Here is a 13006-nt window from a genome sequence, read left to right as displayed (position 1 = left end):
TTGTTACATTTTAATCACACCAAAAATAGTTGAAGGAAAAATTCCTTGATTGTAGAATATGACGAGCGGTAAATTGGTCTAGGTAAGCGGAGACTATTTCCTTTCCGGAGGAAACTTGGAGAATACCTTTTTCACCACAGCTTTCAGCCTATCTTCACGCACACTGGGAGAAGCATTTTCCCTGAATCCACTTTCACTGGAAGCTTGCCAAAAAAGTGCGTCTTTTTGGGCATCTACAAAATCGAATTGTATTCGCCGTTGAATTCCAGAATTACCTAAAGGTAATCCGACAGAAACCCCACCACCAACATTCCTGCCCGTTCCACCAACCCCAACTCCTACAGCATTATTGGGAGCGTTTCTATACTCATTACTAAGAATATTGATAAAAAAGTCTGGTTCCTCCGCCAAAAGATACCCTTTTGCCTGTAGTGTGGAATCCAAAACCCGCATCAATCGTTTCTCATCCAGTTCACTAAGACCGGATGAAATATCTGAAAAGTAGTTATAGCTTGTATAATTAGAAAAATCAGTAGCCTTATCATAGTCATAATTCACCCTAACCCCACTACAAGAGCTGAGTAAAAGGAAGAGTGGTATTAAAAAAAGATATCTCATTTCAATTAAAGTATCCCTTTAAAATTAATGAATAATTGGTTTCAGAAGCAGGATTTGAAGGATTATTCGTTCAAAAGTGCCCACAGTTTATCCTTGAGTTCTTGGATGCCCTGTAGCGCAACGGATGAAATAAAAAGATAAGAGGTGCCTTTTAAATCTTTGTCCAATTCCACCTTCATTTCAGCCATAAGTTCCTCATCCAGCATATCGCTTTTAGAAATGGCCACCAATCTTTCTTTGTCCAGCAACTCTGGATTGTAACGTCTTAGTTCATCCAACAATATTTCGTATTCTTTGGAAATGTCCTTACTATCCGCAGGAATTAGAAAAAGTAAGGAAGCGTTGCGTTCAATATGTCTCAAAAAATAATGGCCTAAGCCTTTTCCTTCAGCAGCTCCTTCGATAATCCCAGGAATATCAGCCATCACAAAACTTGTAAAATTTCTATGTTCTACGATTCCTAAATTGGGCTTTAGCGTGGTAAACTCATAGTCTGCAATCTTAGGTTTTGCTGAAGTTATTACAGAAAGTAGTGTTGACTTTCCAGCATTTGGGAAGCCAACCAGCCCAACATCTGCCAACACTTTAAGTTCCAAGGTAACTTGGGCTTCTTCACCTGGAATTCCAGGTTGTGCATATCTTGGCGTTTGGTTTGTGGCACTCTTAAAATGCCAATTGCCACGGCCTCCCATTCCACCTTGAGCTACTATTTTTTCCTCTCCCTGTTCCGTAATCTCAAATAGAATTTCATTGGTTTCAGTATCTCTTACCACAGTTCCTAGCGGGACATCCATGTATACATCCTTACCATCGGCTCCTGTGCTTCGGTTTTTACTGCCGTGTTCTCCGTGACCTGCCTTGAAATGCTTTTTAAATTTAAAGGTGACGAGCGTCCAAAGATTGCTGTTGCCCCTAACAATAACATGACCGCCACGGCCACCGTCCCCTCCATCTGGTCCTCCTTTGGTAATATATTTTTCCCGATGTAGGTGCACAGAGCCCTTGCCCCCATTACCTGAGGCCACTTGTACTTTTACATAATCAACAAAATTACCTTCAGTCACGTTCTTTTTCCTTAGTTATTGCACTCTATTTATACTATAAACCATATCATTTTTTGCTTGCCCAGAACCTCTGTTGATGATCAGCTGATCTTTACGGATGAAATCCAATTTTTCTATCGCTTTTTGGGAACGAAGATTATCGCTATCTACAAAAAGTATAACCTGAGACACAAATTTAAAGGCATGATGCACCATTAATTCCTTAATGGAAGCATTATATGTTCCTCCCCAATACTTTCGGGACAAAAATGTCCATCCTATCTCGACTGCCCCATTGTAATCGAGTAATATTTTATACCTAGAACTTCCAATGGTGATTCCAGTTTTTTGATCTTCAATTAAAAGGGCTCCTTTGGATTTCAATGATTCGCTGAAAAAACTTACGAATCCCGACAAAGTTCCTCTATCCCGATCTGGATGCTGTTCCCAAATCAAATCATCAGAAGCAGCTTGGTAAAGCTTCTTAAAATCTTTGGGTGATAGTGGCCTTATACGGACCAAATCATTTTTTAAAATTGGTTGTAAATCCAAACCTACTTTCGATTTTTAGTCCAAAATCAAGAAAGTCCATCAATCACTACACTCAACCGTCCCGTTATCTCTTCAATTTCCCCTATTCCATTTACCGAATGAAACTTTCCTTGTTTTTCGTAATACGCTTTTAAAGGCGCCGTTTTTTGATTGTATTCATCAAACCTATTGCGAATTTTACTCTCATCTTGATCATCTGTACGACCACTTTCCTTTCCACGTTCCAATAAGCGAGACACTAAGATATCATCCTCAGCTTCCAAAGCAATGGTAGCATTTACCTGCATATCCTTAGATTGCAAAAAGTTGTCCAAAGCTTCTGCCTGGGCAGCGGTTCTTGGAAAACCGTCAAAAATAAAGCCCGCGGCTTCTGGATTTTTCTCAACTTCATCCTTTAACATATCAATGGTAACCTCATCTGGAACCAAATCCCCGCGATCCATATAAGACTTGGCCAATAGACCCAATTCTGTTCCATTTTTTATGTTGTACCTAAAAACATCCCCGGTGGAAATATGCTTTAAATTGTATTTTTCCTTTAAAAACCCTGCTTGGGTCCCCTTACCCGCTCCTGGCTTTCCAAAAAGCACTAGGTTGATCATATCTGTCTGGTTTAGTTGATAAACTTCTCTTAAATTTCTTCCCAATTCATTATAATCCAGGCCATATCCCACAATAAAATTATCTGGGATTTCCAGCCCTATATAGTCAATGGAATATTCCCCTGAGTATACCTCTGACTTATAAAAAAGGGAAGCTACCTTAAATTCTTTTACATTGGTTTGGGAGAACAAATGCACTAACTGCTTTAAAGTTCTTCCCGTATCAATAACATCCTCTAAAATAATGACACTTCTCCCCTCAATATTTTCAGGAACATCCAATAAGGTTTCTACAATCCCTGTGGAGGTAAGACCGTGATAGGAACTTAGACGAACAAAGGAAACCTCACAAGGGTGCTGGTATGCTTTCAAAAAATCTGAAACAAACATAAACGCGCCATTGAGCACTCCTACAAAAATGGGAACTTCATTCTTATAATCCTCAGCTATTTCGGTAGCCATTTTTTTCACGGCTCCCAAAATTTCATCCTCCCCTAAATACGGTTTAAAAACCTTGTCATGAAGCTTAATCAACTTATCATCAATTTTATTAGGTTGGCAAAGATAACATTTTAGTGGCGCTTTACCCGCTAAGCTTTTATCCCTTCGGGGAATTCATGTATTTTTGCTTTCATTCCAATTTACTGATAGATGCATTTTTTCTCTTCCAATTTTAAACTAGGTATTTTAGGTGGTGGACAATTGGGCAAAATGTTGCTCTACGAGACCCGAAAATGGGACATTCAAACCAAAGTATTGGATGCCTCTAACGAAGCCCCTTGCAAAATAGCTTGCAATGAATTTGTCTTGGGCAGTTTGTTAGATTTTGATACCGTTTACAACTTTGGAAAGGATGTAGATGTTTTGACCATTGAAATTGAGAATGTAAATGTGGACGCCTTAGAGAAATTGGAGCAAGAAGGTGTAAAAGTGTATCCCCCCACAAAAACACTGCGTACCATTCAAAACAAGGCAACACAAAAGCTGTTTTACACAGATAATGACATTCCCACTTCTCCGTTTACCCGATTCGCATATACTTCAGAAATTGAAGATAGCATCTCCAATGGAGGCTTACAGTTTCCATTTGTATGGAAAAGTGCACAGTTTGGCTATGATGGGCAAGGGGTTAAAGTAGTCCGCAAAATTGAGGATTTAAAAGGACTGCCCAATCTGGAATGTATTGCCGAGGAAATGGTCGATTTTAAAAACGAATTGGCCGTTATTGTTGTGCGAAGCACGAATGGAGAGGTACGTACATACCCTGTTGTAGAAATGGAATTCCATCCTGAAGCGAATCAGGTGGAATATGTGATATGTCCAGCTCGTATTGAGGACTCTATTGCGCAAAAGGCAGTGGCGGTAGCCTTAAAAGTTTCAGAACATTTAGAACATATAGGACTGCTTGCTGTAGAATTATTTCAGACCAAAGACAACCAAATTTTGGTCAACGAAGTAGCACCAAGACCTCATAATAGTGGTCACTGCAGTATTGAAGCTAGTTATACCAATCAATTTGAACAACACATAAGAGCCATTCTAGGTTTGCCTTTAGGAAAAACGAACAGTAAAGTAGCCGGAGTAATGGTGAACTTGGTTGGTGCCGAAGGCCATACAGGAGCTGTTTCCTATCAAAATATAGATTCCATTCTGCAAATGGAAGGTGTAACCCCACACATATATGGAAAAAAACAGACCCGTCCTTTTAGAAAAATGGGTCATGTTACCATTGTTGATGAGGATATGAATAGGGCCAGAAAAGTTGCCCAACAAGTAAAAGAAACGATTAAAGTTATTTCATCATAGTTGATGTCTTACAATATTGAGATTTACAAAACTGAAGATGGTAAATCTGAGATTCAGGTGAATCTTGAGAAAGATACTGTGTGGCTTTCCATTAATCAACTTGCCAAATTATTCGAACGAGATAAATCTGTTATTTCAAGACACATTAAGAATATATTTTCTGAAAAAGAACTTCTTTTCAATTCAACTGTTGCAAAAAATGCAACAGTTCCTCAAAATGAAGGGGGAAGAGTAGTAGAAAGAAAAATTGATCTTTACAATCTTGATGTAATCATTTCTGTTGGGTACCGAGTAAAATCGAATCGTGGCACACAATTTAGGCAATGGGCAAATCAGAAATTAAAAGATTATTTAATAAAAGGTTATGCCATCAACCAAAGAAGACTTGCCGAAAAAGAAGAAGAAATTCATTTTTTACGCTCTAGTATTCGGATAGTAACAAGAGCCATTGAAGAAAAAGCTGGTAAAAAAGGTTACGAATATCTGAATCTGTTCTCTAAAGGACTGCTATTATTAGATGATTATGACCATGAAAATCTTGATAGTAAAGGTCTCACCAAACGAACACCTATTTATCCCAAAGAATCCGAATATCAAGATTTAGTGAATAAAATGAAAACTGAATTTAATTCTGATATTTTTGGTTTTGAAAAGGATGAAAGTTTCAAAAGTGCATTAGCACAAATATCAAAAGGATTTGGAGAAACAGATTTTTATCCAAGTCTTGAGGAAAAAGCCGCAACTTTACTATACTTGATTGTCAAAAATCATGCTTTTACCGATGGAAACAAAAGGATTGCAGCAGCATGTTTTTTAATGTTTTTAGAATCTAACAAGTTGTTGTTCAACGAAGAAGGAGAAATTATTATAAGCAATGAAGCATTAGCAAGTTTGACTTTATTTATCGCTTCGAGCAATGCAGAAGAAATGGAAACCGTAAAAAGATTAGTTATTAGCATTCTTAACAGAAATAAAAACAATACCATATGAGCAAAGTAGCCGTAGTGATGGGCAGTACCAGTGACCTTCCCGTTATGCAAGATGCAGTGGATATTTTAAAAGGTTTTGATATTGAGGTTGATGTAGATATTGTTTCTGCACACAGAACCCCGGAAAAGCTGTTTGATTTTAGTAAAAACGCCCATAAAAATGGCTATTCCGTCATTATTGCCGGTGCTGGAGGCGCGGCACACCTTCCCGGAATGGTTGCTTCGCTATCTCCTTTGCCTGTTATTGGAGTTCCTGTAAAAAGCAGCAACTCCATTGATGGATGGGATTCCATTCTGTCCATTCTTCAGATGCCCGGAGGTGTTCCCGTGGCCACAGTTGCATTGAATGGCGCCAAAAACGCTGGTATTTTGGCTGCTCAAATTATTGGAAGTGCAGATAAATGTGTTTTGGACAAAATTGAAGTCTACAAACAAGGCCTCAAAGAAAAGGTCATTAAAGGCGCTGAAGAAATCCGAAATAAAAAATAGCTTAGAATACAATGAACAATCCCCTACTTATCCCTTTTGACAAAGCCCCATTTGAACAGATCAACAATTCACATTTTAAACCTGCTTTTCTTGAGGCTATAGAAAACGCTAGAAAGGAAATAGATCTCATTGTAGAAAATCCTGAAGCTCCCACTTTTGAGAATACGTTGGAGGCTTTGGATTTTTCAGGACAACAATTAGATCGTATTTCCAGTGTGTTTTTCAATTTGAATTCCGCGGAAACCAATGAAGAAATTCAAAAAATAGCGCAAGAAGTCTCTCCCCTGCTATCAGAGTTCAGTAATGACATCACGCTTAATGAAGCGCTTTTTAAACGTGTCAAAACAGTTTACGAGCAAAGAAATACCTTGTCACTTAACCCAGAGCAAAAAACCTTACTGGAAAAAAGATATAAGAGTTTTAGTAGAAATGGTGCTAATTTGGACGATTCTGAAAAAAAACGCCTTCGTGAAATTGATGCAGAACTATCCAAATTAAAACTTCAGTTTGGAAAAAATGTATTAGCTGAAACCAACAAATATGAGTTGTTATTGGCCCAGGAAGAAGACTTGGATGGTTTACCTGAAGGGTCGAAAGAAGCAGCTGCCCAATTGGCCAAATCAAAAAACAAGGAAGGCTGGTTGATTACCCTAGACTACCCAAGCTATATTCCTTTTATGAAATATGCAAAGAAAAGGGCCCTCCGCAAAAAATTATCGCTTGCCTTTGGGAGCAAAGGATTTCATGCAGACGAACTGGACAATCAAGAAAACGTATTGAAAATTGTCTCTCTTCGACACGAGCGTGCTAATTTGCTTGGGTATGAAACTCATGCCCATTTTGTTTTGGAGGAACGCATGGCTGAAACTCCAGAGAAGGTTCAGACCTTTTTAACGGAACTTATGGAAAAAGCTAAACCTGCTGCTGAAAGAGAGTTTGTAGAGTTAGAAGAGTTTGCGAAAGAACTGGACGGTATTCAGCAATTGGAAAAATGGGACAGTGCTTATTATTCGGAAAAGCTGAAACAAAAGTTGTTCAACTTGGATGACGAAAAATTGAAACCTTACTTTAAACTGGAAAATGTAATTGATGGCGTTTTTAAAGTAGCTGAAAAACTTTTTGGTCTTACGTTTAAAGAGGTTTTTGATGTTGAAAAATATCATGATGAGGTAAAAACCTTCGAAGTGTATGACAATGCTGAAAATTTGGTCTCACTCTTTTATGCTGATTTTCATCCTAGACCAGGAAAAAGAGGTGGGGCATGGATGACCTCATACAAACCCCAGTACACTTTAAATGGAAAAAATAATCGACCCCATATTTCCAACGTCTGTAATTTTACAAAGCCTACGACCACAAAGCCTTCCTTGCTCACTTTTAATGAGGTAACCACACTTTTTCATGAATTTGGACATGGTTTACATGGAATGTTGGCCAATACAACCTATCCGAGTATTTCTGGAACATCAGTTTATTGGGATTTTGTAGAATTACCCAGCCAGATTATGGAAAATTGGTGTTATGAAAAAGAAGCTTTGGAATTGTTTGCCTTTCATTATGAAACGGGGGAATTAATTCCAATGGAACTGGTTCAAAAAATAAAGGAATCTGCTGCTTTTCAAGAAGGTACGGCAACACTTCGGCAACTAAGTTTTAGTTTTTTGGACATGGCTTGGCATGGCACCAATCCATCTGAAATTAAAAACGTGAAAGCTTATGAAATAAAAGCATTTGAAGGGACAAATCTATTCCCAGAAACTCCTGAAACTTGTATGAGCACCGCTTTTTCACATATTTTTCAAGGTGGATATTCCTCAGGGTACTACAGTTATAAATGGGCTGAGGTCTTAGATGCGGACGCCTTCGCTTATTTTAAGGAAAATGGAATCTTCAATAAGAAAATTGCCGCTAAATTTAAAGAGCATGTGCTTTCCAAAGGGGGAACAGAAAATCCGATGACGCTTTACAAACGTTTTAGGGGTGCTGAGCCTAGAATTGAGCCATTATTGGAGCGTGCTGGTTTGATCAAAAAGGCTGGATAAACCCAATTATATTGATTTTCATTTTGTTAATCTTTGTTTAAAGTATAAGATCATGAACTTTTCGTGATACTTTTTAAGGTCGTTTGTAATAGACAAAGCATGAAATCATTAACTAAAATCTATTACATTTGGTACTTCTTGAAAAAAATATGGCAGCGTACGAACTTAAACCCGAAACTTGGGTAGACCAATATGCAGATTATCTGTTCAACTATGCGGTAGCACGTGTGAGTGATGCAGAAATTGCAAAGGACTTAGTGCAAGAAACTTTTTTTGCAGGACTAAACTCCGCAAAAAATTACAAAGGGGATGCAGCAGAACGCACATGGCTTATCGCTATCTTAAAAAGAAAAGTGATTGATCATTACAGAAAAATAAACTCTAAAAAGGGAAAAGCTGAAGTCCGCATGAATTATAATGCGAACACAGACTCTGATGGGGATTGGTTAGAGGAGCAAGTTGCGGACCCTTTTAGCAGAGATGGTGACAATACGCTGGAAAATGAAGAATTAGGGTTGGCCATTCAAGAATGTATTTCGAAATTACCCAAGAAGCAGTCATTGGTTTTTAACATGAAAACCATTCAAGGAATGAGCACTGAAGATATTTGTAATGAATTAGGAATTAATCCGTCCAACTTATGGGTGATGATCCATAGGGCGCGAACTGCCCTTATGGGCTGTCTAAATCAAAATTGGTATTAATTATGAAGATTTCATGCGAGGAGGCCTCGAATATATGTAACAGATCACAATACAAAGAAGCTGGTTCTTGGGAACTTTTTAAGCTTCGAGTGCATATCTTAATGTGCAGGACTTGTGCAAAATTCACGAAACAAAATACTATGTTGACCTCTCTTTGCGACCGTGCAAATCTCAATACGCTTTCAGAAAGTGATAAAGAGAGTATGCGTAAAGACTTAAAAAAGCATCTTTAAAAAAACGTTTCCAAACTATAGAATATTCCAAACCATAGTATCGGTATTCCTTCTATCCAGAAGGAAACTAGGTAATTGGTTTTGAAGGTATTGTTCAAAAGAAAGACTGCCATCAAAAGACTTCCAAGAAATAATCGCATGATAATTTCCAATGGGGCAACCTCATCTCTTAAAAACGTAAGGAGGCAAAATAGGGCAATCAATACAAACCCTATCATCTTTGTTTTTTGAATGCCCAATACTTGCGGCAAAGTCTTTAGTTTCTTATCATCCCACTGTAAATCCCTAATTTCAAAAGGTAGAATGAGGATTAACACTAAGATAAATCTTTGAGCAAACAGCACCCACAAATCATACGTAAGAGGCATTTTAAAGTCCAATACTGGCAAGAATGAAGTAAATCCTACCCATACCACAGCCACAACATAAATTTTAAACCCTCCAAGACTCCTTAAATTCTTGGCCTTAGGTAAAAATGGAATGGCATATAGTGTTGATATTAATCCCAATCCAGCTACAACAAGCCATGTTTTTCTATCAAGATTCGCTAAGAAATATATTGCCAACAAAAAGCTGATAAAGCTGAAAACTTGAATGTTTTTATGGTAAACATTGGATACAATGAGATACTTTTCGGCTTCCACACCATATTTCACAAAATTATAGCACACAATCGTGCTAAAAAAAATGAAGCCAATTAGAAATAAATTAACTGGAATGTTTAACAATACAGAGGTAATTGCTGCCAGGGAAATCACTGATAAAGCCACATGAATACTGGCGTCCAGATAAAAATTGAATAAAACTTTTAAACCATTCATTGAACAAAATATTCCTATTGCCAAAAAAGGTTCATTTGTAGTTAACAACTTTGATTTGACAACAATCAAAATTGTCAATTTTCATTGAATTTATCCCTAATTTTGTGCACTTTATTAGATTTAATATGAATACAGAAGTGTTTGCCTCTCGGCATATTGGCATTACAGCAAAAGACTTCCAACGCATGTACGAAATCGTTGGAGTGGAAAACATGGAGCAATTGATTTTTGAAACCATCCCAGATGACATCAGACTAAAAGCTCCGTTACAACTGCCTCCAGGTATTAGCGAGCATCAGTTTTTGAACCACATTCAAGGGTTATCAGAAAAAAACAAGGTGTACAAAACCTATATAGGTTTAGGGTACCACGAAAGCCTTACACCTTCTGTAATCAAAAGAAATATCCTTGAAAATCCGGGCTGGTACACGGCTTATACTCCTTACCAAGCTGAAATTGCTCAAGGGCGACTAGAAGCGTTGTTAAATTTTCAAACCATGGTTTGCGATTTAACGGGAATGGAATTGGCAAATGCCTCCTTATTGGATGAGAGTACCGCAGCAGCTGAGGCAATGACCATGCTGTTCGATATTAGATCCAGACAACAGAAAAAAGACGGAGCCCTTAAGTTTTTTGTTTCCGAAGAAGTGCTTCCACAAACCCTCAGTTTATTACAGACACGTTCAACACCCTTGAATATAGAACTGGTGGTGGGAAATCACGAAGATTTTGATTTTTCGAGCGAGTTTTATGGAGCGCTGTTACAATATCCAGGGAAGCATGGCCAAGTTCATGATTATGCTGAGTTTGTTCAAAAAGCGAAGGCCAATGATATAAAAGTAGCGGTAGCTGCAGACATTTTAAGTTTGGTATTGCTAACCCCACCTGGGGAATGGGGCGTTGATGTAGTCGTGGGTACCACACAACGCTTTGGAATTCCATTAGGATATGGCGGCCCTCACGCAGCCTTTTTTGCCACAAAAGAAGACTATAAAAGAAGTATTCCCGGAAGAATTATTGGGGTAACAAAAGATACTGATGGTAATCCTGCCCTCCGTATGGCCCTTCAAACTAGGGAACAACATATAAAAAGAGATAAAGCCACTTCCAATATTTGTACATCTCAGGTTTTATTGGCAGTCATGGCAGGCATGTATGCTGTGTATCATGGTCCAAATGGCTTAAAATATATTGCAAATAAAGTTCACACTCAGACTAAGGCACTAGCCCAAACCCTTGAAACATTTGGTTTTAAACAAACTAACTCTGCTTTTTTTGATACTATAGAAGTTAATATTTCCAATGCTGAACAACTAAAACAAGTTTCGGAGAACAAAGGAATAAATTTAAATTATATCGATGCGGAAACAGTATCTATTTCCTTGAATGAAGCTTTCTCGAATAATGATTTAAAACTTCTGATTTCCTGTTTTACAGAATCTCAGGGTATTTCAAAGGATATATCGCAGACCACTCAACTTAAAGAAGCGATTCCGGTTACACTTCAACGCCAAACGCCTTTTTTGGAACATGAAGTTTTCAATTCTTATCATTCCGAGACAGAATTGATGCGTTATATCAAAAAATTAGAACGTAAGGATTTGGCATTGAACCACTCCATGATTTCTTTGGGAAGTTGCACCATGAAGCTTAATGCGGCTTCGGAGATGCTTCCCTTAAGCTGGGCAAATTGGGGCAATATTCACCCTTTCGTGCCCTTAAATCAAGCTGAAGGATATCAAGAAGTTCTTAAAGAACTTGAATCACAATTGACCACCATTACCGGTTTTGCAGCTACTTCCTTACAGCCAAATTCTGGAGCGCAAGGTGAATATGCAGGCTTAATGACCATTAGAGCTTATCACGAATCTAGAGGCGAAGATCATCGAAATATCTGTATCATTCCAGCATCTGCACATGGTACCAATCCAGCTTCGGCTGTAATGGCCGGCATGAAAGTAGTGGTGACCAAAACGGATGAAAAAGGAAACATTGACGTCGCAGATTTAGAAGAAAAAGTGCAGCTCCATTCTGAAAATCTTGCCGCGCTGATGGTAACGTACCCTTCAACACACGGGGTTTTTGAATCCTCTATAGTTCATGTCACCAAATTGATTCACGAACACGGTGGACAGGTGTATATGGACGGTGCCAATATGAACGCCCAAGTAGGACTGACTAATCCCGCAACTATTGGAGCTGATGTTTGTCACTTAAACCTTCATAAGACTTTTGCTATTCCTCATGGTGGTGGTGGCCCCGGAGTAGGACCTATTTGTGTAGCTGAGCAATTAAAACCATTTCTCCCCACCAATCCAGTGGTAGAAACTGGTGGAGAAAAAGCCATTACGGCCATCTCAGCAGCTCCTTGGGGAAGCGCTTTGGCTTGTTTAATTTCCTACGGATATATTAAAATGCTTGGGGCAGAAGGGTTAACAGATGCCACTAAAATTGCCATTTTAAATGCCAACTACATCAAAGACAAACTCAAAGGAAAATTTGATGTGCTCTATGCTGGTGAAAAAGGAAGAGCAGCACATGAGATGATTATTGATTGCAGACCCTTTAAGGCCCATGGCGTTGAGGTAACAGATATAGCCAAACGACTAATGGATTATGGATTTCACGCTCCAACGGTATCTTTTCCCGTGGCTGGAACCATTATGATAGAACCGACAGAAAGTGAAAGTCTTGCAGAATTAGATAGGTTTTGTAACGCCATGCTTTCTATCCGTGAAGAAATTGATGAAGCTAGCCAGGATGAGCCAAATAATGTGCTCAAAAATGCACCTCATACTTTGGAAATGATTACAAGCGATTCATGGAATTACCCCTATAGCAGACAAAAAGCTGCATTTCCGTTACCTTATGTTCTGGAGAACAAATTCTGGCCTACCATACGGAGAACGGATGAAGCCTTTGGGGATCGTAATTTAATCTGTACCTGTGCCCCAATTGAAGCCTACGCAGAAGTATAGCTAAGCCCCTATTCATACTACTAAAGCGCCTTGATTTGCACTACAGACCAAGGCGCTTTTATATGCAATCTGAAATAAAAGTTAGCTTGGACATCGTAGGGTATATTATGCATGCATAACAGCTAGCCT

Annotated in this window: 12 protein-coding genes; 7 read left to right on the top strand and 5 right to left on the bottom strand. The window is 38.5% G+C overall.

Translation table 11 applies throughout. From position 1 onward, the window contains the following. Positions 1–93 precede the first annotated feature (93 nt). The 4 genes from FVB32_RS09150 to FVB32_RS09135 all read right to left on the bottom strand — a co-directional run bounded on the left by FVB32_RS09150 (position 94) and on the right by FVB32_RS09135 (position 3349). Entirely contained in the window at positions 94–618 is a 525-nt protein-coding gene (locus tag FVB32_RS09150; RefSeq protein WP_147743508.1) for a DUF4136 domain-containing protein, read from the bottom strand. Between the two features lie 62 nt (positions 619–680). Further along, positions 681–1682 carry a GTPase ObgE gene (obgE, locus tag FVB32_RS09145; RefSeq protein WP_147743507.1) on the bottom strand — a complete coding sequence of 334 codons (1002 nt, stop codon included), beginning with the start codon at positions 1680–1682 and terminating at the stop codon, positions 681–683. A 15-nt stretch (positions 1683–1697) separates the two neighbouring features. Beyond that, positions 1698–2213: a GNAT family N-acetyltransferase gene (locus FVB32_RS09140; protein ID WP_147743506.1), complete on the bottom strand. Its 516-nt coding sequence runs from the start codon at positions 2211–2213 to the stop codon at positions 1698–1700. A gap of 26 nt (positions 2214–2239) precedes the next feature. Continuing rightward, positions 2240–3349, bottom strand: coding sequence for an adenylate kinase (locus FVB32_RS09135; protein ID WP_147743505.1), 1110 nt, complete (start codon positions 3347–3349; stop codon positions 2240–2242). 117 nt (positions 3350–3466) lie between these two features. On the opposite strand from FVB32_RS09135, the gene FVB32_RS09130 reads away from it, so the two are divergent. The 6 genes from FVB32_RS09130 to FVB32_RS09105 all read left to right on the top strand — a co-directional run bounded on the left by FVB32_RS09130 (position 3467) and on the right by FVB32_RS09105 (position 9078). Beyond that, positions 3467–4621, top strand: a complete 1155-nt coding sequence (locus FVB32_RS09130) for a 5-(carboxyamino)imidazole ribonucleotide synthase (RefSeq protein WP_147743504.1) — start codon at positions 3467–3469, stop codon at positions 4619–4621. A gap of 3 nt (positions 4622–4624) precedes the next feature. After that, the gene (gene rhuM / locus FVB32_RS09125; protein ID WP_147743503.1) at positions 4625–5611 is read left to right on the top strand and encodes a RhuM family protein; all 987 of its coding nucleotides are present in this window, start codon (positions 4625–4627) and stop codon (positions 5609–5611) included. Continuing rightward, the gene (gene purE / locus FVB32_RS09120; RefSeq protein ID WP_147743502.1) at positions 5608–6099 is read left to right on the top strand and encodes a 5-(carboxyamino)imidazole ribonucleotide mutase; all 492 of its coding nucleotides are present in this window, start codon (positions 5608–5610) and stop codon (positions 6097–6099) included. The genes rhuM and purE overlap by 4 nt, the downstream gene beginning before the upstream one ends. 11 nt (positions 6100–6110) lie before the next feature. After that, complete coding sequence (locus FVB32_RS09115) at positions 6111–8141, top strand: M3 family metallopeptidase (RefSeq protein WP_147743501.1); 2031 nt, start codon at positions 6111–6113, stop codon at positions 8139–8141. 149 nt (positions 8142–8290) lie between these two features. After that, positions 8291–8845, top strand: a complete 555-nt coding sequence (locus tag FVB32_RS09110; protein ID WP_147743500.1) for a sigma-70 family RNA polymerase sigma factor — start codon at positions 8291–8293, stop codon at positions 8843–8845. Between the two features lie 2 nt (positions 8846–8847). After that, positions 8848–9078 carry a hypothetical protein gene (locus FVB32_RS09105; protein ID WP_147743499.1) on the top strand — a complete coding sequence of 77 codons (231 nt, stop codon included), beginning with the start codon at positions 8848–8850 and terminating at the stop codon, positions 9076–9078. Here FVB32_RS09105 and FVB32_RS09100 read toward each other — a convergent pair. After that, positions 9075–9899, bottom strand: a complete 825-nt coding sequence (locus tag FVB32_RS09100; RefSeq protein ID WP_147743498.1) for a UbiA prenyltransferase family protein — start codon at positions 9897–9899, stop codon at positions 9075–9077. The genes FVB32_RS09105 and FVB32_RS09100 overlap by 4 nt on opposite strands. 125 nt (positions 9900–10024) lie before the next feature. On the opposite strand from FVB32_RS09100, the gene gcvP reads away from it, so the two are divergent. Then, positions 10025–12877: an aminomethyl-transferring glycine dehydrogenase gene (gene gcvP / locus FVB32_RS09095; protein WP_147743497.1), complete on the top strand. Its 2853-nt coding sequence runs from the start codon at positions 10025–10027 to the stop codon at positions 12875–12877. Positions 12878–13006: the final 129 nt, after the last annotated feature.

The sequence above is a fragment of the Flagellimonas hymeniacidonis genome, from assembly GCF_008040165.1.
GTDB classification, from domain to species: Bacteria; Bacteroidota; Bacteroidia; order Flavobacteriales; family Flavobacteriaceae; genus Flagellimonas; species Flagellimonas hymeniacidonis.
The sequence above is the reverse complement of the archived record's forward strand: the minus strand, read 5'-3'. Positions and strand labels throughout refer to the sequence as shown.

Coding starts and splice junctions, on each gene's coding strand:
- FVB32_RS09105 (WP_147743499.1), top strand. CDS start 8,848: ATGAAGATTTCATGCGAGGAGGCCTCGAATATATGTAACAGATCACAA.
- rhuM (WP_147743503.1), top strand. CDS start 4,625: ATGTCTTACAATATTGAGATTTACAAAACTGAAGATGGTAAATCTGAG.
- FVB32_RS09115 (WP_147743501.1), top strand. CDS start 6,111: ATGAACAATCCCCTACTTATCCCTTTTGACAAAGCCCCATTTGAACAG.
- FVB32_RS09110 (WP_147743500.1), top strand. CDS start 8,291: ATGGCAGCGTACGAACTTAAACCCGAAACTTGGGTAGACCAATATGCA.
- FVB32_RS09100 (WP_147743498.1), bottom strand. CDS start 9,899: ATGAATGGTTTAAAAGTTTTATTCAATTTTTATCTGGACGCCAGTATT.
- gcvP (WP_147743497.1), top strand. CDS start 10,025: ATGAATACAGAAGTGTTTGCCTCTCGGCATATTGGCATTACAGCAAAA.
- FVB32_RS09130 (WP_147743504.1), top strand. CDS start 3,467: ATGCATTTTTTCTCTTCCAATTTTAAACTAGGTATTTTAGGTGGTGGA.
- purE (WP_147743502.1), top strand. CDS start 5,608: ATGAGCAAAGTAGCCGTAGTGATGGGCAGTACCAGTGACCTTCCCGTT.
- FVB32_RS09150 (WP_147743508.1), bottom strand. CDS start 618: ATGAGATATCTTTTTTTAATACCACTCTTCCTTTTACTCAGCTCTTGT.